Origin of the sequence: Ideonella alba (assembly GCF_018069875.1) — a bacterium.
Classification (GTDB): Bacteria; Pseudomonadota; Gammaproteobacteria; order Burkholderiales; family Burkholderiaceae_C; genus Ideonella; species Ideonella alba.
Window position 1 is genome coordinate 63,181 of record NZ_JAGQDF010000018.1, and the last position, 20,421, is coordinate 83,601.

Annotated in this window: 19 protein-coding genes; 17 read left to right on the top strand and 2 right to left on the bottom strand. The window is 69.7% G+C overall.

All coding sequences use genetic code 11. The features are described 5' to 3' along the window. On the bottom strand, window positions 1-561 hold the full coding sequence (locus KAK07_RS23255) for an HNH endonuclease (RefSeq protein WP_310738623.1): 561 nt from the start codon (window positions 559-561) through the stop codon (window positions 1-3). 187 nt (window positions 562-748) lie between these two features. On the opposite strand from KAK07_RS23255, the gene KAK07_RS23260 reads away from it, so the two are divergent. From KAK07_RS23260 to KAK07_RS23295, 8 genes are all read left to right on the top strand, one after another. After that, on the top strand, window positions 749-1,441 hold the full coding sequence (locus KAK07_RS23260; protein WP_310740766.1) for a TetR/AcrR family transcriptional regulator: 693 nt from the start codon (window positions 749-751) through the stop codon (window positions 1,439-1,441). 22 nt (window positions 1,442-1,463) lie between these two features. Further along, complete coding sequence (locus tag KAK07_RS23265; RefSeq protein ID WP_210854939.1) at window positions 1,464-3,254, top strand: acyl-CoA dehydrogenase C-terminal domain-containing protein; 1,791 nt, start codon at window positions 1,464-1,466, stop codon at window positions 3,252-3,254. A gap of 91 nt (window positions 3,255-3,345) precedes the next feature. Continuing rightward, window positions 3,346-3,765: a DUF2147 domain-containing protein gene (locus KAK07_RS23270; RefSeq protein ID WP_210863421.1), complete on the top strand. Its 420-nt coding sequence runs from the start codon at window positions 3,346-3,348 to the stop codon at window positions 3,763-3,765. A gap of 34 nt (window positions 3,766-3,799) precedes the next feature. Continuing rightward, entirely contained in the window at window positions 3,800-6,175 is a 2,376-nt protein-coding gene (locus KAK07_RS23275; RefSeq protein ID WP_210863409.1) for a 3-hydroxyacyl-CoA dehydrogenase/enoyl-CoA hydratase family protein, read from the top strand. Between the two features lie 25 nt (window positions 6,176-6,200). Further along, complete coding sequence (locus KAK07_RS23280) at window positions 6,201-7,430, top strand: acetyl-CoA C-acyltransferase (protein WP_210854934.1); 1,230 nt, start codon at window positions 6,201-6,203, stop codon at window positions 7,428-7,430. 194 nt (window positions 7,431-7,624) lie between these two features. Continuing rightward, window positions 7,625-8,017: a hypothetical protein gene (locus KAK07_RS23285; RefSeq protein ID WP_210863411.1), complete on the top strand. Its 393-nt coding sequence runs from the start codon at window positions 7,625-7,627 to the stop codon at window positions 8,015-8,017. Window positions 8,018-8,114: 97 nt separating this feature from the next. Continuing rightward, window positions 8,115-8,879: an enoyl-CoA hydratase gene (locus tag KAK07_RS23290; protein ID WP_210854930.1), complete on the top strand. Its 765-nt coding sequence runs from the start codon at window positions 8,115-8,117 to the stop codon at window positions 8,877-8,879. 2 nt (window positions 8,880-8,881) lie between these two features. After that, window positions 8,882-9,595 carry an SGNH/GDSL hydrolase family protein gene (locus KAK07_RS23295; protein ID WP_210863412.1) on the top strand — a complete coding sequence of 238 codons (714 nt, stop codon included), beginning with the start codon at window positions 8,882-8,884 and terminating at the stop codon, window positions 9,593-9,595. Here KAK07_RS23295 and KAK07_RS23300 read toward each other — a convergent pair whose 3' ends face one another. Continuing rightward, complete coding sequence (locus KAK07_RS23300) at window positions 9,596-10,042, bottom strand: acyl-CoA thioesterase (protein WP_210863413.1); 447 nt, start codon at window positions 10,040-10,042, stop codon at window positions 9,596-9,598. A 43-nt stretch (window positions 10,043-10,085) separates the two neighbouring features. On the opposite strand from KAK07_RS23300, the gene KAK07_RS23305 reads away from it, so the two are divergent. The 9 genes from KAK07_RS23305 (at window position 10,086) to KAK07_RS23345 (ending at window position 20,289) form a co-directional block, all read left to right on the top strand. After that, complete coding sequence (locus KAK07_RS23305; RefSeq protein ID WP_210863415.1) at window positions 10,086-11,927, top strand: ABCB family ABC transporter ATP-binding protein/permease; 1,842 nt, start codon at window positions 10,086-10,088, stop codon at window positions 11,925-11,927. Then, window positions 11,908-12,834, top strand: coding sequence for a LysR substrate-binding domain-containing protein (locus KAK07_RS23310; protein WP_210854923.1), 927 nt, complete (start codon window positions 11,908-11,910; stop codon window positions 12,832-12,834). Before KAK07_RS23305 ends, KAK07_RS23310 begins: the two co-directional genes overlap by 20 nt. Next, complete coding sequence (locus KAK07_RS23315; RefSeq protein WP_210863417.1) at window positions 12,818-14,677, top strand: sensor histidine kinase; 1,860 nt, start codon at window positions 12,818-12,820, stop codon at window positions 14,675-14,677. Before KAK07_RS23310 ends, KAK07_RS23315 begins: the two co-directional genes overlap by 17 nt. Continuing rightward, a complete protein-coding gene (locus KAK07_RS23320; RefSeq protein WP_210854919.1) occupies window positions 14,674-16,014 on the top strand; it encodes a sigma-54-dependent transcriptional regulator in 1,341 nt (446 codons plus the stop codon). The genes KAK07_RS23315 and KAK07_RS23320 overlap by 4 nt, the downstream gene beginning before the upstream one ends. A 152-nt stretch (window positions 16,015-16,166) precedes the next feature. Continuing rightward, a complete protein-coding gene (locus KAK07_RS23325) occupies window positions 16,167-17,090 on the top strand; it encodes a transporter substrate-binding domain-containing protein (RefSeq protein WP_210854917.1) in 924 nt (307 codons plus the stop codon). A gap of 45 nt (window positions 17,091-17,135) precedes the next feature. Then, complete coding sequence (locus tag KAK07_RS23330; RefSeq protein ID WP_510601430.1) at window positions 17,136-18,059, top strand: transporter substrate-binding domain-containing protein; 924 nt, start codon at window positions 17,136-17,138, stop codon at window positions 18,057-18,059. A gap of 75 nt (window positions 18,060-18,134) precedes the next feature. Continuing rightward, window positions 18,135-18,875: an amino acid ABC transporter permease gene (locus KAK07_RS23335; RefSeq protein ID WP_210854915.1), complete on the top strand. Its 741-nt coding sequence runs from the start codon at window positions 18,135-18,137 to the stop codon at window positions 18,873-18,875. 1 nt (window position 18,876) lies between these two features. Further along, window positions 18,877-19,542 carry an amino acid ABC transporter permease gene (locus KAK07_RS23340; RefSeq protein ID WP_210863419.1) on the top strand — a complete coding sequence of 222 codons (666 nt, stop codon included), beginning with the start codon at window positions 18,877-18,879 and terminating at the stop codon, window positions 19,540-19,542. A 12-nt stretch (window positions 19,543-19,554) separates the two neighbouring features. Next, entirely contained in the window at window positions 19,555-20,289 is a 735-nt protein-coding gene (locus KAK07_RS23345) for an amino acid ABC transporter ATP-binding protein (protein ID WP_210854911.1), read from the top strand. Window positions 20,290-20,421: the final 132 nt, after the last annotated feature.

Sequence of the window (20,421 nt, forward strand, 5' to 3'; positions counted from 1 at the left end):
TCAGCCGTGCAGGCGGCTGCTGCGCGGCACGCTGGCCAGCAGGAACTCCATCTGGTCGGCCAGGATGCGCCGCCCACGCAGGATCATGTCCTCGTGCAGGCTGGGCACGTAGGGCGCGTACAGCAGGCTCATGCGCGCCTCCTCGGGGGTGCGGTTGCCCTTGCGGCCATTGCAGGCGCGGCAGGCGGTGATGCAGTTCATCCAGGCGTCGTGCCCGCCGCGCGAGACCGGCTGGATGTGCTCACGCGTCAGCGCATCAAAACCGAAGTGGTGGCCGCAGTAGGCGCACAGGTGGCGATCGCGCGAGAAGAGCTTGGGATTGGTCAGCGCCGGCGCGGTGCGCCAGGCGCGGCTGGGGATGCTGCCGCGCACCGCGATGATCGGGTGCAGTTCGATCTGCGACAAGCGACCGGTGCTGCGCTGCATGCCGCCGCGCATGATGTGGAAGGCCTGGCCCAGCGTCCAGGCCACCGCGTGACTGGCGTAGAGCGTGGCGGCCTCCTGCAGGCTGATCCACGCCTGCGGGCGACCCGACACATCGAGCTGAAGCACATCCGGCACGGTCGAGCTCCTTTCGGCGTCCAGCATAGCCCGGGCCGGCCACCCGACTCAAGCGCCAGGGTTAACCCTTGGATTGACGCCAGGCCTGGCCGCTTAGGGCGCCGACCCTAGAAAAATGCACGCCCTGAGGCTGGCACGGTCGTTCGAAATCTGCAAAATAGAACGACCGTTCGTATCAAACCCAGCCGTGTCCACCGCCCCGACCTCCACCGCCGCCCCGCGCCGCGCCGCCACGCGCGGGCTGCACAAGGGCCAGCAGACGCGCGCCGCCATCCTGGAGGCGGCATTGGGACTGGCGTCGTCGGTGGGCCTGGAGGGCCTGTCGATCGGCGCGCTGGCCGAGGTCACCGGCATGAGCAAGTCGGGCGTCTTCGCCCACTTCGGCTCGCGCGAGGAACTGCAGATCTCGGTGATCCGCGAGTACCACACCAAGTTCGAGGAAGAGGTCTTCTTCCCCGCCATCCGCGAGGCCCGCGGCCTGCCGCGCCTGGGTGCGCTGTTCGGCAACTGGGTGCGCCGGGTGTCGGTGGAGATCGACTCGGGCTGCATCTACATCAGCGGCGCGGTCGAGTTCGACGACCGGCCCGGCCCGGTACGCGACGCGCTGGCCAGCATGGTCCGCGCCTGGCACCTGGCGATGGAGCGCGCGATCCGCATCGCCATCGATGAAGGCCACCTGCGCGCCGACACCGACCCGGCGCAGATGCAGTTCGAGGTGCACGGCCTGATCCTCGCGCTGCACCACGACGCGCGCTTCCTGCGCACCCCCGGCTCGCTCGAGTGCGCCCGGCGCGGCTTCGTGCGCACCGTCACCGATTACCTGGCCGACGGCACCGTGCTGCCGGCCGATTTTCCCCCGACCAGCGCCCCCCGGCGCTGACCTTCGCCTCCAGGAGAACACCATGCCCCAGTACAACCCGCCCCTGCGCGACATGCAGTTCGTGCTGCACGAGTTGCTCGACATCGGCTCGGTGCTGAAGGAGCTGCCGCCGCATGCCGACACCGACGCCGACACCATCAACGCGGTGCTCGAGGAAGGCGGCAAGTTCGCCGCCGAGGTGCTGTTTCCGCTGAACCTCAGTGGCGACGCCGAGGGCTGCACGCTCGACAAGACCACCCACGAGGTGACGCCGCCCAAGGGCTTCAAGCAGGCCTATGCGCAGTACGTCGAAGGCGGCTGGCCGGCGCTCAGCTGCGACCCCGAGTACGGCGGCCAGGGCCTGCCGCACACGGTGAACCAGTGCTTCTACGAGATGCTCAACAGCGCCAACCAGGCCTGGACCATGTACCCGGGCCTGTCGCACGGCGCCTACGAGGCCCTGCACGCCCACGGCACGCCCGAGCAGAAGGCGCTGTACCTGCCCAAGCTGGTCAGCGGCGAGTGGACCGGCACCATGTGCCTGACCGAGCCGCACTGCGGCACGGACCTGGGCATGCTGCGCACCAAGGCCGAGCCGCAGGCCGACGGCAGCTACCGCATCACCGGCCAGAAGATCTTCATCAGCGCCGGTGAGCACGACATGGTGCCCAACATCGTGCACCTGGTGCTGGCCCGCCTGCCGGACGCGCCGGCCGGCTCCAAGGGCATCTCGCTGTTCATCGTGCCCAAGTTCCTGGTCAATGCCGACGGCTCGGTCGGCGCGCGCAACGGCATCCACTGCGGCGCGCTCGAGCACAAGATGGGCATCCACGCCAATGCCACCTGCCAGATGATCCTGGACGGCGCCGTGGGCACGCTGGTGGGCGAGCCCAACAAGGGCCTGCAGGCGATGTTCGTGATGATGAACGCCGCCCGCCTGGGCGTGGGCAACCAGTCCTTGGGCCTGACCGAGGTGGCCTACCAGAACGCCGTGGCCTATGCCAAGGACCGGCTGCAGATGCGCGCGCTGTCGGGCCCCAAGGCCACCGACAAGCCGGCCGACCCGATCATCGTCCACCCCGACGTGCGCAAGATGCTGCTGACCGCCCGCGCCTTCGCCGAGGGCGGCCGCGCGCTGGCCTGCTACACCGCGCTGCAACTGGACATCGAGCTCAACCACCCCGACGAGGACGCCCGCCGCGCCGCCGCCGACGAGACCGCGCTGCTCACGCCGATCATCAAGGCCTTCCTGACCGACAACGGCTGGCTGGCCACCTCGCACTGCATGCAGGTCTTCGGCGGCCACGGCTTCATCCACGAGTGGGGCATGGAGCAGTACGTGCGCGACGCGCGCATCAACATGATCTACGAGGGCACCAACACCATCCAGTCGCTGGATCTGCTGGGTCGCAAGGTGCTGGGCGACAACGGCAAGAAGCTCAAGGCCTTCGGCAGGAAGATCGCCGAGTTCGTGGAAGAGGAAGGCGTGCGCGAGGACATGCAGGAGTTCATCAACCCGCTGGCCGACCTGGGCGACAAGGTCACCAAGCTGACGATGGAGATCGGCATGAAGGCCATGGCCAACCCCGACGAGGTGGGCTCGGCCGCGGTGGATTACCTGCGCGTGGTGGGCCACCTGACCTTCGCCTACTTCTTCGCCCGCATGGCCAGGCTGGCCCTCGACAAGCAGGGCAGCGGCGACCCGTTCTACACCGCCAAACTGCACACCGCGCGCTTCTACTTCGCCAAGCTGCTGCCCGAGACGGCCACGCTGATCCGCACCGCCCGCGCCGGCGTGGCGCCGCTGATGGCGATGGACGAAGCCCTGTTCTGAGCGCACCATCCTTCAGGCCGGCAGAGAAACGGCCGATGTGACGAACGCCCCGATCCCCGGGGCCCCAACCGGAGACCGAACCGATGAGCGCATCCTCAGCACCCTCGCCCTGCTCGGCGCCAGCGCCGCCTTTGCCCAGGCCACGCCGGCCGGGCTGTGGAAGACGATCGATGACGACGGCAAGACCGAGAAGTCGCTGGTGCGCATCAGCGAGTCCGGCGGTGTCTACAGCGGCAAGATCGAGAAGATCTTCGACCCCGCCAAGCAGAACGCGGTCTGCGACCAGTGCACCGACGAGCGCAAGGGCCAGCCGGTGACCGGCATGCAGATCTTGCGCAACCTGCGCCAGGGCGAGGACAAGGGCGTGTGGGAAGGCGGCGAGATCCTCGACCCCAACAACGGCAAGACCTACCGCACCCGCCTGAAGCCGATCGACGGGGGCAAGAAGCTGGAGATGCGTGGCTACATCGGCCCGTTCTACCGAACCCAGACCTGGATCCGTGTCGAGTGAGCCTCGGGCGGACGAGTTTTCCTAGGAGATGCAATTGAGCCGATTCAATGTTCGCAAGGTGGCCGTGCTGGGCGCCGGTGTGATGGGCGCGCAGATCGCCGCCCACCTGGTCAACGTGCGCGTGCCGGTGGTGCTGTTCGATCTGCCTGCCAAGGAAGGCCCGAAGAGCGCCATCGCGCTCAAGGCCATCGAGAACCTGAAGAAGCTCAAGCCCGCCCCGCTGGGCACCCCCGACCTGGCCACGCGCATCCAGCCGGCCAACTACGAGGAGCACCTGGCGCTGCTGGGCGAATGCGATCTGGTGATCGAGGCGATCGCCGAGCGCATGGACTGGAAGCTCGACCTCTACACGAAGATCGCCCCGCACGTGGCGCCGCACGCGATCCTGGCCTCGAACACCTCGGGCCTGTCGATCACCAAACTGGCCGAGGCGCTGCCCGAGGCCATCCAGCCGCGCTTTTGCGGCATCCATTTCTTCAACCCGCCGCGCTACATGCAGCTGGTTGAGCTGATTCCGACGCCCACCACCGACGCTGGCCACCTTGACCAGCTGGAGTCCTTTGTCACCAGTACCCTGGGCAAAGGCGTGGTCCGGGCCAAGGACACGCCGAACTTCATCGCCAACCGCGTGGGCATCGCCGGCATGCTGGCCACGATCCACGAGGCGCAGCAGTTCGGCCTCACCTACGACGTCGTCGACGACCTGACCGGCAAGAAGCTCGGCCGCGCCAGCTCGGGCACCTTCCGCACCGCCGACGTCGTGGGCCTGGACACCATGGCGCACGTCATCAAGACGCTGCAGGACAACCTGGCCGATGATCCTTTTTTCCCCAGCTACGCCACGCCGGCCGTGCTGTCGGGCCTGATCGCCCAGGGCGCGCTGGGCCAGAAGGCCGGCGCGGGCTTCTACAAGAAGGTGGGCAAGGACATCCTGCGCCTGGACCCCGCCGCAGGCGAGTACGTGCCCGCCGGCGCCAAGGCCGACCCGCTGATCGACCGCATCCTGAAGAAGCCGGCCGCCGAGCGCCTGAAGCTGCTGCGCGAGTCCAGCAACCCGCAGGCGCAGTTCCTGTGGGCCATCCTGCGTGATTCGTTCCACTACGTGGCCGTTCACCTGGCCGACATCGCCCAGACCGCGCGCGAAGTGGACTTCGCGATGCGCTGGGGCTTCGGCATGAAGCAGGGCCCGTTCGAGCTGTGGCAGGACGCCGGCTGGCAGCAGGTGGCGCAGTGGGTGAAGGACGACATCGAGGCCGGCAAGGCGCTGTGCAGCGCACCGCTGCCCGCCTGGGTCTTTGACGGTCGCACCGGCGTGCATACCGCTGAGGGCAGCTGGAGCGCCGCCGAAGGCCGCTATATCGGCCGCTCGACGCTGCCGGTCTATGCCCGCCAGCACTTCCCCGAGAGCGTGCTGGGCAGCGGCGCGGTCGATCCGCTCAAGAGCGGTACCGAGGTCTTCCGCAACGACGAGCTGCGCCTGTGGACGCTCGACGGCGAGGTGCTGATCGCCAGCATCACCTGCAAGATGCACCTGATCGGCACCGGCGTCATCGAGGGCCTGGCCAAGGCGGCCGACCTGGCCGAGGCCAGCTACCAGGGCCTGGTGATCTGGTCGCCTGACGAGATGTTCTCGGCCGGCGCCAACCTCGAGTCGCTGCTGCCGGTCTTCATGAAGAGCGGCGCCAAGGGCATCGCCCCGGTGGTCAAGCAGCTGCAGGACACCATGCTGCGCCTGCGCTACGCCCAGGTGCCGGTGATCGCCGCGATGCGCGGCATCGCGCTGGGCGGCGGCTGCGAGATCGGCCTGGCCTGCGACCAGCGCGTGGCCCACATGGAGACCTATGTCGGCCTGGTGGAAGTGGGCGTGGGCCTGCTGCCCGGTGGCGGCGGCCTGACCTACATCGCCCGCCGCGCCGCCGAGCGCGCGCCGGCCGGCGCCGACCTGCTGCCCTTCCTGAAGGACGGCTTCCAGGCCGCGGCCATGGCCACCGTGGGCACCAGCGCACTCGAGTCGCGCCAGCTGGGCTACCTGCAGGACGGCGACACCATCGTCGCCCACAAGGACGAGCTGCTGTTCGTCGCCATCAACCAGGCCAAGGCGGCCTGGGCGGCGGGCTACCGCCCGCCCGTCAAGGGCCTGTTCCCGGTGGCCGGCCGCAACGCCATCGCCACGATCAAGGCGCAGCTGGTGGGCATGCGCGACGGCGCCTTCATCACCAAGCACGACTTCCACATCGCCAGCCTGATCGCCGAGGTGGTCTGCGGTGGTGATGTCGACGCCGGCACGCTGGTCAGCGAGGAATACCTGATGACGCTGGAGCGCCAGCGCTTCTGCAGCCTGCTGGAGCATCCCAAGACACAGGAACGCGTGATGGGCCTGCTGCAAACCGGAAAACCCGTGCGCAACTGATCGGCAGCGAACAAGGAATCAAGACATGAGCAAGCAAGTGCAAGAGGCCTACATCGTCGCCGCCAGCCGCACCCCGATCGGCCGCTCCGGCCGCGGCTACTTCCGCCACACCCGCTCCGACGATCTGCTGATCGCCGCGCTGCGCTCGGCGCTGGCGCAGGTGCCGACGCTGGACCCGGCGGCCATCGAGGACGCGGTCATCGGCTGCAGCTTCCCCGAAGGCGAGCAGGGCATGAACATGGCCCGCATCGCGGTGGCGCTGGCCGGCCTGCCCAACGGCGTGGGCGGGGTCACCGTCAACCGCTTCTGCGCCTCGGGCCTCACCGCCATCCAGATGGCGGCTGATCGCATCCGCGTTGGCGAGGCCGATGTGATGATCGCCGGCGGCGCCGAGTCGATGAGCCTGGTGCCGATGGGCGGCACCAAGCCCTCGTTCAACCCGCTGGTGTTCGCCAAGGACGAGAACATCGGCATCGCTTACGGCATGGGCCTGACCGCCGAGAAGGTGGCGCAGCAGTGGAAGGTCAGCCGCGAGGACCAGGACGCCTTCGCGCTGGCCTCGCACCAGAAGGCCATCGCCGCGCAGCAGGCGGGCGAATTCGCCGATGAGATCTGCCCGGTCGAGGTGACCGAGCGGGTGCCCGATCTGGCCACCGGCGAGGTCACGCTGAAGACCCGCACCGTCACGCTGGACGAGGGCCCGCGCCCCGACACCAGCCTGGAGGGCCTGGCCAAGCTGCGCCCGGTCTTCGCCGCACCCAAGGACCCGTCGGGCAAGGCCACCGGGCTGGGCAGCGTCACCGCCGGCAACAGCTCGCAGACCAGCGACGGCGCCGGTGCGCTGATCCTGGCCTCCGAGAAGGCCGTCAAGCAGTTCGGCCTGACGCCGCTGGCGCGCTTCGTCAGCTTCGCCAGCCGCGGCGTGCCGCCCGAGATCATGGGCATCGGCCCGATCGCCGCGATCCCGGCGGCGCTGGGCTACGCCGGCCTGAAGCACGAGGACCTGGGCTGGGTCGAGCTGAACGAGGCCTTCGCCGCGCAGTCGCTGGCCGTGATCCGCGACCTGGGCCTGAACCCCGCGGTGATCAACCCGATGGGCGGCGCGATCGCCCTGGGCCACCCGCTGGGCGCCACCGGTGCGATCCGCGCCGCCACCACCATCCACGCGCTGCGCCGCCGCCAGCTGAAGTACGGCATGGTGACGATGTGCGTGGGCACCGGGCAGGGCGCGGCGGGCATCTTCGAGCGCGTCTGACCGCGTGCACGGGGCCAGGCGGCGGCCGGTGCCCCGCCTGAGCGGCTGTCGCATCTGCCGTGATAGGGATGGGGCCTCGCCGTCGGCCTCACTACAGTGGCTGCGCTGCGCGGCAGGCTGCCGCGCAGCAGCCCGGCGGGCGACGGCCCCAGTGCCGTCCCCGACTGCCCCAGTCAGCCATCTGGAGTACGCCCATGACCCTGCGCCCCATCACGCTCGCGGCCTTCGTCCTCGCCGCTGTGTCCACCGCGGCGTTTGCCGCTGCCCCTGGCAGGGCCAAGGTCTATACCGCCGTCGTGGCGGCCGATGGCATCTTCAGCCGCGGCTCCACCGGCGCCACCAGCGCCCTGATCGCGGCGCCGTCGAGCTACCAGGTCAGCTTCGTGGACAAGGACGGCCTGCCCGTCGATGTGCGCGGCTGCACCTACAACGCCACGCTGGGCACCACGAGCACTGGCGTCAACCCGCCCGGGGTGGCCACCACCGCGCAGCGCACCACGGCGACCAACGCCGTCTTCGTCCGCACCTTCGACATGACCGCCTCGCCGGTGGCTTCGTCCTTCCACCTGCAGGTGGCCTGCCCCTGAGCCAGGCCACCGGGGCGCTCCGATTCTGGAGAGCCCTCTCCAGGCGTGGCGGTGATCACCGGTGCCAGAATCAGAGACCGCTGACACAGGAGACACCATGGCCATCCGCGCTGCCACGCTCAATGGCGTGACCACGATCGAGATCGCGCGTCCCGAGAAGAAGAACGCCCTGACCCAGGCGATGTACCAGGCCATGGCCGATGCGCTGCGCGCCGCCCAGGCCGATCCGGCCGTGCGCGCGGTGCTGATCACCGGCCAGCCCGGCATCTTCACCTCGGGCAATGACCTTGAGGACTTCATGCAGCGCCCGCCTCAGGGCCCGGAGTCGCCGGTGTTCCGCTTCATGCGTGCGCTGATCGACTGCGACAAGCCCGTGGTGGCTGCCGTCACCGGTGCCGCGATCGGCATCGGCACCACGATGCTGCTGCACTGCGACTTCGTCTACGTCAGTGACGAGGCCCGGCTGGCCATGCCCTTCGTCAGCCTGGGCCTGGTGCCGGAGTTCGCCTCCAGCCTGCTGGTGTCGCAGCGCATGGGCCATGTGCGCGCGGCCGAGAAGCTGCTGCTGGGCGACCCCTTCACCGGCGCCGAGGCGGTGGAGTGCGGCATCGCCAATGCGGTGCTGCCTGCGGCTGAGGTGGTCAACCACGCGCGCCGCGTGGCCGAGCGCTTCCGCCACCTGGCCCCGGCCGCGGTGCGCGAAAGCAAGGCGCTGATGCGCGCGCCGCAGCGTGAACAGGTGCTGGCGGTGATCGCCGCCGAGGGCGAGGTCTTCGGCCAGCGCCTGCGCAGCCCCGAAGCGCGCGAGGCCTTCCAGGCCTTCTTCGAGAAGCGCGCGCCGGACTTCTCCTCGTTCTCCTGAGCATGCTGGCCAAGCTGGCCCTGGGCCCGCTGCTGATCGCCCAGGGGCGCCAGGTGCGCCGCCAGGCACTGCGCCTGCCCGAGGCCGCCGGGCCGCGCAGCGGCGTGGCCGGGGAGGGCGCTGCACGCTGGCGTCTGCTGGTGCTGGGCGATTCCTCCGGCGCCGGGGTCGGTGTCGCGCACCAGGACCAGGCGCTGGCCGCGCCGCTGGCCGCCGCGCTGGCCGCACGTCTGGGTGGCGCCGTGGCCTGGCGCCTGCTGGCCACCACCGGCCACACCGCCGCCGATGCCTTGCAGGCGCTGCGCGAGGCCGAGCTGGCGCCGGCCGACCTGCTGGTCACCGCGCTGGGCGTGAACGACGCGGTGGGCCAGACCCGGCCGCAGCGTTTCGTCGCCACGCTGGACGCGATCCACGCCGAGGCCCAGGCCCGCTGCGGCGTGCGTTGCACGCTGCACAGCGCGCTGCCGCCGATGGGGCGCTTCCCGCTGCTGCCGCAGCCGCTGCGCTGGGTGATGGGGCGCGACGCCGCACGGCTGGACGCGGCCCTGGCACGCCACGTGGCGGGCCGAAGCGACCGCCGCCACGTGCCGCTGCCCGCAGTGCCCGCCGGGCCGCTGGACGGCTGGGTGGCCGAGGACGGTTTCCACCCCGGTCCGCGCGGCTACCCCGCGTGGGCGCAGGCGCTGGCCGAGGCGGGCGCCGCGGTGCTGCGCTGATCAGGCCGGTGGGTCCTTCGGGTCCTTGGGAATAGGCCGCGGCTGTCCCTGGCGGTCGATCGCTACGTAGGTCAGCGTGGCCTCGGTGACCTTGACGATGTGCGGATCGGCCGGGTTGCGCTCGGCATAGACCTCGACATGCACGGTGACCGAGGTGTTGCCCACCCGCAGCACCTTGCCGTAGAAGCTCAGCAGGTCACCCACCGACACCGCCTGCTTGAAGATGAACTCGTTGACCGCGACGGTGGCGATGCGGCCACGGGCAATGCGCATCGGCAGCACCGCACCGGCCAGGTCCACCTGCGCCATGATCCAGCCGCCGAAGATGTCGCCGTTGCCATTGGCGTCGGCCGGCATCGGCATCACCCGCATCACCAGCTCGCGGTCGGTGGGCAACTGGGTGCGCGGCGGCTGGGGCACACTGGCGGCTGCGGGGCTGTCGCTCATCGGGGGTCCTGCGCTCAACAAAAAGTCCAGCCATTGTTCCACGATGCGTCGCGCCGCTGCCCTGCCTGAACCCGCCGCCAGTCCTGGCGCCCCCCGCTCTGACTGGGCCACGCTCCAGCGCCTGCTGCCCTACCTGTGGGACTACCGCTGGCGGGTGGCGGCGGCCTTGGTCTTCCTGGTGGCGGCCAAGGCCGCCAACCTGGGCGTGCCGCTGCTGCTGAAGGAACTGGTGGACCAGCTGGCGCCGGGGCCGGTGGATGCGCGTGCGCTGCTGGTGGTGCCGGCCGGCCTGCTGGTGGCCTATGCGGCGCTGCGCCTGTCGACCAGCGTCTTCACCGAACTGCGCGAGCTGGTCTTCGCCCAGGCCACGCACGGCGCCAGCAAGCGCATCGCGCTGGAGGTGTTCCAGCACCTGCATGCGCTGAGTCTGCGCTTCCACCTGGAGCGCCAGACCGGCGGCCTGACGCGCGACATCGAGCGCGGCACCAAGGCGCTGCAGTCGCTGGTCAGCTACTCGCTCTACACCATCGTGCCCACCATCGTCGAGCTGGGTCTGGCGCTGCTGCTGCTGGGGGCCAAGTTCGACATGGGCTTCGTCGGCATCACGGTGGCGGCGCTGGTGGTCTACGTGGTCTTCACGGTCACCATCACCGAGTGGCGCACGCAGTTCCGCCGCCGCATGAACGAGCTCGACAGCCGCGCCCACACCCGGGCGATCGACGCGCTGCTGAACTACGAGACCGTCAAGTACTTCAACAACGAGGGCTTCGAGGCGCAGCGCTACGACCAGGGCCTGGACGAGTACCGGCGCGCGCAGATCCAGTCGCAGAACTCGCTGTCGATGCTCAACACCGGGCAGCAGGCGATCATCGCGGTGTCGCTGCTGGCCATGCTCTGGCGCGCCACCAGCGGCGTGGTCGAGGGCCGGCTGACGCTGGGCGACCTGGTGCTGATCAACGCGCTGCTGATCCAGCTCTACATCCCGATGAACTTCCTGGGCGTGCTCTACCGCGAGGTCAAGCAGAGCCTGGCCGACCTGGACAAGATGTTCACGCTGCTGGCGCGCGAGCGCGAGGTGGCTGATGCGCCCGGCGCCGCCGCCTTGCAGGTCAGCGGCGCCACGGTGCGCTTCGAGGACGTGCACTTCGCGTATGACCCGGCGCGGCCCATCCTGCACGGCGTGAGCTTCGAGATCCCGGCGGGCCGCACGGTGGCGGTGGTGGGCGCCAGCGGCGCGGGCAAGAGCACGCTCTCGCGGCTGCTGTACCGCTTCTATGACGTGGGCAGTGGCCGCATCACGATCGACGGCCAGGACATCCGCAGCGTCACCCAGGACAGCCTGCGCCGGGCGATCGGCATCGTGCCGCAGGACACCGTGCTGTTCAACGACACCGTGGCCTACAACATCGGCTATGGCCGCACCGGCGCCACCCGCGAGGAGATCGAGGCCGCGGCGCGCGCCGCCCACATCCACGACTTCATCATCGCCCAGCCCAAGGGCTACGACACCGTGGTGGGCGAGCGCGGCCTGAAGCTCAGCGGTGGCGAGAAGCAGCGCGTGGCCATCGCCCGCACGCTGCTGAAGAACCCGCCGGTGCTGGTCTTCGACGAGGCCACCTCGGCGCTGGACTCGGCCAACGAGCGGGCCATTCAGGCCGAGCTGCGCAGCGCCTCGCAGGGCAAGACCACGCTGGTCATCGCCCACCGACTGTCCACCGTGGTGCAGGCGCACGAGATCCTGGTGATGGACGCCGGCCACATCGTCGAGCGTGGCACCCACGAGGCCCTGCTGGCCGCCGGCGGGCGCTATGCTCGGATGTGGGCATTGCAGCACCGCCGACCCGAGGACACCGCGCAGGACCCCCATGGACACCAAGTGGCTTGAGGACTTCGTCAGCCTGGCCGAGACGCGCAGCTTCTCGCGCTCGGCGCAGGCGCGCCATGTCACGCAGCCGGCCTTCTCACGGCGCATCCAGGCGCTGGAGGCCTGGGCCGGCATCGACCTGGTCGACCGCTCGTCCTACCCCACCCGCCTGACGCCGGCCGGCGAGACCTTCCTGGCCCAGGCGCTGGAGATCCTGAATGCCTTGCAGGCCACGCGCAGCATGATGCGCAGCCACCAGGCGGCCGACCAGGACATGGTGGAGTTCGCGGTGCCGCACACCATGGCCTTCACCTTCTTCCCGCACTGGCTGATGGACCTGCGCCAGCGCTTCGGGGCGATCAAGAGCCGGCTCTCGGCGATGAACGTGCACGACGCGGTGATCCGCCTCACCGAAGGCAGCTGCGACCTGCTGATCGCCTACCACCACCCCACCCAGCCGCTGCAGCTGAGCTCCGACCGCTATGAGATGCTGAGCCTGGGCCACGAGACGCTGGCGCCCTATGCCAAGGCCGATGCCGCGGGGCAGCCGATGTTCCGCCTGCCGGGTCGGCCCGGCGCGCCAGTGCCCTTTCTCAGCTACGCCCAGGGCGCCTACATGGCGCGCATCGTCGAGCAGATCATCAAGCTCGCCCCGGCGCCGCTGCACCTGGACGCCATCTATGAGACCGACATGGCCGAGGGCCTGAAGGCGATGGCGCTGGAAGGCCACGGCCTGGCCTTCCTGCCGGCCAGCTCGGTGCGCAAGGAACTGCGCGCGCGGCGCCTGGTGGCGGCCGGTCCGGCCGAGTACGAGCTGACGATGGAGGTGCGCATCTACCGCGAGCGCCCCAGCGGCGCCCGGCACGCCAAACCGGTGGCCGAGGAGTTGTGGAACTTCCTGAAGGCGCGCGGTGACGCGCTGGAATGAGCTGACGCAGAGCTGGGGACGTCCCCCGGGCCGGCGCGGCGTGGGCGTGCTGCTGCTGGCCCTGGCCCTGGTGGGCGCCGCCGCCTGGGCCGGCTACGCGGCCAGCACGCGCCGCGGCACCGATGCCCTGCGCGCCGAGGCCAAGCACCAGCTGGACCTGTTCGCCAGCGTGGTGCAAGGCATGGTGCGCCGCCTGGAGTACGTGCCCGCCACGCTGCAGTTGCACCCCGACGTGCTGGCGCTGCTGCGTCAGCCGGCCGATGCCGCGCGCCAGCAGGCGGCGGGCGACTACCTGCGCCGCCTCAATGCCCACCTGGGCAGCGCCTCGGTGCATGTGCTGGACGCCTCGGGCCGGGTCATCGGCGCCAGCGACCCGGCGCTGCTGGACGAGGACCTGTCCTTCCGGCCCTACTTCCAGGAGGCCATGGCCGGGCGGGTGGGGCGCCACTTCGCGATCGGCCTGCGCGACGGCGTGCCGGGCTACTACGTCTCGCACCCGGTGCACGACGGTGCGCGGGTGATCGGCGTGGCGGTGCTGAAGATCGGTCTGGGCCCGGTGGACCAGGCCTGGGCCCTGCTGGAGGCGCCAGCGCTGCTGGCCGATTCCAACCAGGTGGTGGTGCTGTCCTCGCAGCCGCAGTGGCGCTACACCGCCCTGGCCGAGCTGCCGCCGGAGCGGCAGAGCGACGTGCGGGCGACCCGCCTGTATGGCGACCAGCCGATCCGGCGCCTGCCGCTGCAGGTGGACCTGCGCATCGACGAGGACAGCCAGATCGTCGAAGGCGTGCTGCCCGAAGGCCTGCGGGGCAATGGCGAGCGCGGCCTGGCGCGCGAGATGCTGGTGCTGGGCCGCACGCTCGACGGCATGGACTGGCGCCTGCTGATGTTCACCGACCTGCGTCCGGTGCGCCAGGATGCGGTGCAGGCCGGTCTGCTGGCGGGGGTCAGCACCGCCTTCGTGCTGGCGCTGGCGGTGGTCTATGGCCAGCGTCGGCGCATCACGCGGCAGAAGCTGCGCGCCCACCACGAGCTGGAAACCCAGGTGGCGGCGCGCACCCAGGCGCTGTCCGAGGCCAACGAGCGCCTGCGCACCGCGGTGGCCGAGCGCCAGCAGGCCGAGCAGACCCTGCGCCGCGCCCAGGACGAGCTGGTGCACGCCGGCAAGATGGCCGCGCTGGGCCAGCTGGCCACCGGCATCACCCACGAGCTGACACAGCCGCTGGGGGCGATCCGCACGCTGTCGGCCAACGCGGTGGAGTTCATGCGCCGCGGCGAGCACGGCGTGGCCGCCGACAACCTGGGCATCATGGCGCGGCTGGCCGACCAGATGGGCGCCATCATCGAGCCGCTCAAGGGCTTTGCGCGCAAGTCGCAGGCGCGGCCGCAGGCCAGCGACGTGGCGCAGGCGGTGCGCCATGCGCTGTTCCTCTACGACCAGCGGCTGCGCCGCGAGGCGGTCGAGGTGATCGACCTCACGGTGCCGGGTGCGGCGCTGGCCTGGTGCGACCCGAACCGCCTGGAGCAGGTGCTGGTCAACCTGATCGGCAACGCCTTGGACGCGATGCGCGACGCGCCCACCCGCCGCCTGTGGATCGCCGCCGAGCTGCAGGACGGGCAGGCGAGGATCCAGGTGCGCGACAGCGGCCCCGGCATCAGTGCCGAGGTGCTGGCGCACCTGTTCGAGCCCTTCTTCAGCACCAAGGAAGCCGGCGTCGGCCTGGGCCTGGGCCTGGCGATCTCGCGCGACATCGCCCGCGAGGCCGGCGGCGAGCTCAGCGCCGACAATCACGCCGACGGCGGCGCCTGCTTCACCCTGCGCCTGCCGCTGCCGCCCACCCCATGAGCACCCTGACCGTCCTTCTGGTCGAAGACGACCTGCCCATGCAACTCGGCTGCCAGCAGGCGCTGCAGCTGGCCGGCCTGCGCGTGCAGGCGGTGGACCGGGTCGAGGCCGCGCTGAAGCTGCTGGCCCCGGGCTTCGCCGGCGTGGTGGTGACCGACATGCGCCTGCCCGGCGCCGACGGCCTGAGCCTGGTGCGCGCCTGCCGCGACATGGAGCCCGAGCTGCCGGTGATCATGATCACCGGCCATGGCGACGTCAGCCTGGCGGTCGAGGCCATGCGCAGCGGCGCCTACGACTTCATCCCCAAGCCCTTCTCCCCCGAGACCCTGGTGGAGGTGGTCCGCCGCGCGCTGGACAAGCGTGCGCTGACGCTGGAGGTGGCGGCGCTCAAGCAGGCGCTGGCCCGCCAGGCCGGCGGCGCCACGCGCCTGGTGGGGCGCTCGCCGCAGATGCGCGCGGTGCGGGCGCTGATCGAGCGCGTGGCGGGCTCGGACGTGGACGTGCTGGTGCGCGGCGAGACCGGCACCGGCAAGGAGCTGGTGGCGCAGGCGCTGCATGAACTGTCCGGCCGCGCCAAGGGGCCGCTGGTGGCGCTGAACTGCGGCGGTCTGCCCGACACCCTGCTCGACAGCGAACTCTTCGGCCACGAGCCCGGCGCCTTCACCGGTGCCGCCAAGCGCCGCATCGGCAAGATCGAGCACGCCCACAAGGGCACGCTGTTCCTCGACGAGGTCGAGAGCATGCCGATGCCGGTGCAGGTCAAGCTGCTGCGCGTGCTGCAGGACCGGGTGATCGAGCGCCTGGGCTCGAACGAGCGGGTGCAGGTGGACTGCCGGGTGATCGCCGCCACCAAGGACGACCTGCTGCTGCGTGCGCGCGACGGCAGCTTCCGTGCCGATCTGGTCTACCGGCTCAACGTGGTGACGATCGAGCTGCCGCCGCTGCGCGAGCGGCGCGAGGACATCCCGCTCCTGCTGGAGCACTTCCTGCTGCTGGCCGCCAGCCGCTACGGCCTGCCGATGCCCGAGCTGGGCGAATCCCAGCGCCGCGCCCTGCTGGCCCACGACTGGCCCGGCAATGTGCGCGAGCTGCGCAACGTGGCCGACAGCCTGGTGCTGGGCGTGCCCGGCGGCGTGCTGGGCGATGCGGCAGCACCCGCTGACGGCCCGACGCTGGCGCAGGCGGTGGAAGACTTCGAGCGCGGCCTGATCCGCGAGGCCCTGCGCCGCCACGGCGGCCACCTGGGCCGCAGCGCCCAGGCGCTGAAGGTGCCCAAGACCACGCTGGCCGACAAGCTGCGCAAGTACGGCCTGAACGCCCAGGCCGGCAGCGACTGACGAACGGAAATCCGTACGCCGCGACGGCAGCGGCGCACGGGTTTCCGTACGCCAGCCCCGTCGCAGCCGCGGGCGCGGCGGGCTTTCTTGTGGTGCGACAAGCACTTGCACCGCGTTGCTGGTCCTGGCACGCCATCTGCAAGAGACTGGGCATGTGGATCCGCCGCGTTGCCATGCACCTGGGCCTGTCTGCCATCCTGGCGGTCGGGTCGCTGGGCGCCTGGGCGGCGCCGGGTGCGGCCTCGGCCCCGCTGCGCGGCGGCACGCTGGGCCGCATCGCCGAGACCGGCACGATCAACCTGGGCCACCGCGAATCCTCGGTGCCCTTCTCCTACTACGACGGCAAGCGCCAGGTGGTGGGCTATGCGCACGAGCTGATGCTGCGCGTGGTCGACGAGATCAAGGCCGAGCTGAAGCTGCCTGCGCTGACGCTGCGCCTGGTGCCGGTGACCTCGCAGAACCGCATCCCGCTGGTGATGGACGGCACGGTGGACCTGGAATGCGGCTCGACCTCCAACACCGCCGAGCGGGGCCGCCAGGTGGCCTTCTCCACCTCCTTCTTCGTCATCGGCACGCGGCTGCTGGTGCGCCGCGGCTCGCCGATCAAGGATTTCCCGGACCTGGTGGGCCGCAAGGTGGTGGTCACCGCCGGCACCACCTCCGAGCGGCTGTTGCGCCAATGGAGCGAGCAGCCGGGCCGCAAGGTGCAGCTGCTGGCCGCGCGCGACCACGACGACGCCTTCCGGGTGCTGGAGTCCGGCCAGGTCGATGCGCTGATGCTGGACGATGCGCTGCTCTTCGGCGAGCGCGCCAAGGCCGCCCGCCCCGACGACTGGGTGATCACCGGCACGCCGATGTCGCAGGAGGCCTATGGCTGCATGATGCGGCTGGGCGACCCGGCGTTCAAGGCGGTGGTTGACCGCGCACTGACCCGCCTGCTGCAATCGGGCGAGGCCATGTCGATCTACACACGCTGGTTCCAGCGGCCGATCCCGCCGCGCCAGCTGAACCTCGATTTCCCGCCGTCCGAGGCGCTGCAACAGCTTTTCCGCCGGCCGAGCGACCAGCCCCTGTAGGGCTGGCGAACGGTCTCTTCAACCCTCCCCGATGATGGAGTCGTGATGTCCCACCAATCCTCCCCCCTGCGCCGTGGTCTGCTGGCCGCCGCTGCGCTGACCGTGTTCGCGGTCGGCGCCCAGGCGCAGAGCAGCGACACCCTGAAGAAGATCAAGGACAGCGGCTCGATCACGCTGGGCGTGCGCGAGTCGTCCGGCGCGCTGGCCTACACGCTGGGCAATGGCAAGTACGTCGGCTTCCACACCGAGATGGCCGAGCGCGTCGTGGCCGCGCTGCGTCGCCAGCTGGGCATGAGCGAGATCTCGGTCAAGTACCAGCCCGTGACCTCGCAGAACCGCATCCCGCTGGTGCAGAACGGCACGGTGGACCTGGAGTGCGGCTCCACCACCAACAACAGCGCACGCCAGAAGGACGTGGCCTTCGCGGTCACCACCTACGTCGAGGAAGTGCGCATCGCCGTCAAGGCCAACTCGGGCATCACCTCGATCGCCCAGCTGGCCGGCAAGAACGTCGCCACCACCACCGGCACCACCAGTGTGCAGACGCTGCGCAAGCATGAGAAGGCCAACGGCGTCGACTTCAAGGAGGTCTTCGGCAAGGACCACGCCGACAGCTTCCTGCTGCTGGAAAGCGGCCGCGCCGATGCCTTCGTGATGGACGGCCAGATCCTGGCCGGCAACATCAGCAAGTCCAAGGCCCCGGCCGACTACAAGATCGTCGGCGAGGTGCTGTCGGTCGAGCCCATCGCCTGCATGCTGCGCAAGGACGACCCGGCCTTCAAGAAGGCGGTGGACGACGCCATCATCGCGATGATGAAGAACGGCGACCTGGCCAAGATGTACGACAAGTGGTTCATGCAGCCGATCCCGCCGGCCAACGTGCCGGTCGGTCTGGCGCTGTCGCAGGCCACCAAGGACGCCTGGGCCAACCCGAACGACAAGCCGATGGAAGCCTACGCGAAGAAGTGATCGCGGCCTGATGGGCGGGCATGGGGCCACTGACCCCGCCCGCCCCCTGTGAATGACCCGAGGAGGAGGCCCGACGTGGCGACCTGGGATTGGCAGGTGTTCTGCAAGAACACCATCGACGGTGAGGTAGTCGAGCGCTGCTTTGGCAGCAACGGCGACATCACCTACCTGGACTGGCTGCTGTCGGCCTGGGGCTGGACCTTGTCCGTGGCGCTGCTGGCGCTGGTGGTGGCGCTGGTCGTGGGTTCGCTGATCGGCATCCTGCGTACCGTGCCCAGCCGCTGGCTGTCGGGCTTCGGCAATGCCTGGACCGAACTGTTCCGCAACATTCCGCTGCTGGTGCAGATCTTCCTGTGGTACCACGTGGTGCCCTCGATCATCGCGCCGCTGAAGGACGTGCCGCCCTTCGTGCTGGTGGTGCTGGGCCTGGGATTCTTCACCTCGGCGCGGGTGTCCGAGCAGGTCAAGGCCGGCATCGAGAGCATTCCGCGCGGCCAGCGCTATGCCGGCTTGGCCATGGGCCTGACGCTGGCGCAGACCTACCGCTATGTGCTGCTGCCGCGGGCCTTTCGCATCGTCATCCCGCCGCTGACCAGCGAGAGCATGAACATCATCAAGAACTCCTCGGTCGCTTTCGCGGTGAGCATTGCCGAGCTGACGCAGTTCGCGATGCAGGCGCAGGAGGAAACCTCGCGCGGCATCGAGATCTACCTGGCGGTCACCGGCCTGTATTTCATCTCGGCCTTCGCCATCAACCGCATCGCCATGGTGATCGAGCGCAAGTCGCAGGTGCCGGGCATGCTGGGGGCACGCTGAGATGATTCTCGACTTCACCTTCCTGACCTGGGACACCCTGGTCAACTTCGTCTCCAAGGGCCTGGTCTTCTCGATCCAGCTGACGCTGGTGGCCATGATCGGCGGCATCGTGCTGGGCACGCTGCTGGCCTTGATGCGCCTGTCGGGCAAGAAGTGGCTGGAGCTGCCGGCGTCGCTGTACGTCAACCTGCTGCGCTCGGTGCCGCTGGTGATGGTGATCCTGTGGTTCTTCCTGCTGATCCCGCTGCTGATCGGCCAGCCGATGGGCGCCGAGCTGTCGGCCATCATCACCTTCACGGTGTTCGAGGCGGCCTACTACTCCGAGATCATGCGCGCGGGCATCCAGAGCGTGCCCAAGGGCCAGGTCTACGCCGGCTACGCGGTGGGCATGACCTACCGCCAGACGATGCAGCTGGTGGTGCTGCCGCAGGCCTTCCGCAACATGCTGCCGGTGCTGATGACGCAGACCATCATCCTGTTCCAGGACACCTCGCTGGTCTACGCGATCGGCGCCTACGATCTGCTCAAGGGCTTCGAGGTCGCCGGCAAGAACTTCAACCGCCCGGTCGAGACCTACCTGGTCGCCGCCGTGGTGTACTTCATCATCTGTTTCTCGCTGTCGATGCTGGTGCGTCGCCTGCAGAAGAAAATCGCCATCATCCGTTGAGAGGACACTGCCGTGATTGACATCAAGAACGTTTCCAAGTGGTACGGCAGCTTCCAGGTGCTGACGGACTGCACCACCAGCATCCAGAAGGGCGAAGTGGTGGTGGTGTGCGGCCCGTCGGGCTCGGGCAAGTCCACGCTGATCAAGACGGTCAACGCGCTCGAGCCGATCCAGCAGGGCGACATCATCGTCGACGGCACCAGCATCTCCGACCCGAAGACCGACCTGCCCAGGCTGCGCAGCCGGGTGGGCATGGTGTTCCAGCACTTCGAGCTGTTCCCGCACCTGTCGGTGACCGAGAACCTGACGCTGGCGCAGATCAAGGTGCTGGGCCGCTCGACCGACGAGGCCCGCACCCGCGGCCTGAAGATGCTGGACCGCGTGGGCTTGTCGGCCCACAAGGACAAGTTTCCGGGTCAGCTCTCCGGCGGTCAGCAGCAGCGCGTGGCCATCGCCCGAGCGCTGAGCATGGACCCGATCGTCATGCTCTTCGACGAGCCCACCTCGGCCCTGGACCCCGAGATGGTGGGCGAGGTGCTGGACGTGATGGTGCAACTGGCCAACGAAGGCATGACCATGATGTGCGTGACGCACGAGATGGGCTTTGCCAAGAAGGTCTCGCACCGCGTGATCTTCATGGACGCCGGCAAGATCATCGAGGACTGCAAGAAGGACGAGTTCTTCGGCAACCCGGACGCCCGCTCCCCGCGTGCCAAGGACTTCCTGTCGAAGATTCTGCAGCACTGAGTCGACGACCGGCGGTTCCCTGCCCAGACCGGCCGTTGGGTCGACTGCGGCGGTGTGGCGCGGCGGGCGAGGGGGAGTTCGCTTGTCCTCATGTCCCCCGGCCTGCGGCCTCCTCCTTGACTTCGGCCAAGC

Coding starts and splice junctions, on each gene's coding strand:
- KAK07_RS23265 (WP_210854939.1), top strand. CDS start 1,464: ATGCCCCAGTACAACCCGCCCCTGCGCGACATGCAGTTCGTGCTGCAC.
- KAK07_RS23280 (WP_210854934.1), top strand. CDS start 6,201: ATGAGCAAGCAAGTGCAAGAGGCCTACATCGTCGCCGCCAGCCGCACC.
- KAK07_RS23285 (WP_210863411.1), top strand. CDS start 7,625: ATGACCCTGCGCCCCATCACGCTCGCGGCCTTCGTCCTCGCCGCTGTG.
- KAK07_RS23290 (WP_210854930.1), top strand. CDS start 8,115: ATGGCCATCCGCGCTGCCACGCTCAATGGCGTGACCACGATCGAGATC.
- KAK07_RS23295 (WP_210863412.1), top strand. CDS start 8,882: ATGCTGGCCAAGCTGGCCCTGGGCCCGCTGCTGATCGCCCAGGGGCGC.
- KAK07_RS23300 (WP_210863413.1), bottom strand. CDS start 10,042: ATGAGCGACAGCCCCGCAGCCGCCAGTGTGCCCCAGCCGCCGCGCACC.
- KAK07_RS23305 (WP_210863415.1), top strand. CDS start 10,086: ATGCGTCGCGCCGCTGCCCTGCCTGAACCCGCCGCCAGTCCTGGCGCC.
- KAK07_RS23310 (WP_210854923.1), top strand. CDS start 11,908: ATGGACACCAAGTGGCTTGAGGACTTCGTCAGCCTGGCCGAGACGCGC.
- KAK07_RS23320 (WP_210854919.1), top strand. CDS start 14,674: ATGAGCACCCTGACCGTCCTTCTGGTCGAAGACGACCTGCCCATGCAA.
- KAK07_RS23325 (WP_210854917.1), top strand. CDS start 16,167: ATGTGGATCCGCCGCGTTGCCATGCACCTGGGCCTGTCTGCCATCCTG.
- KAK07_RS23330 (WP_510601430.1), top strand. CDS start 17,136: ATGTCCCACCAATCCTCCCCCCTGCGCCGTGGTCTGCTGGCCGCCGCT.
- KAK07_RS23340 (WP_210863419.1), top strand. CDS start 18,877: ATGATTCTCGACTTCACCTTCCTGACCTGGGACACCCTGGTCAACTTC.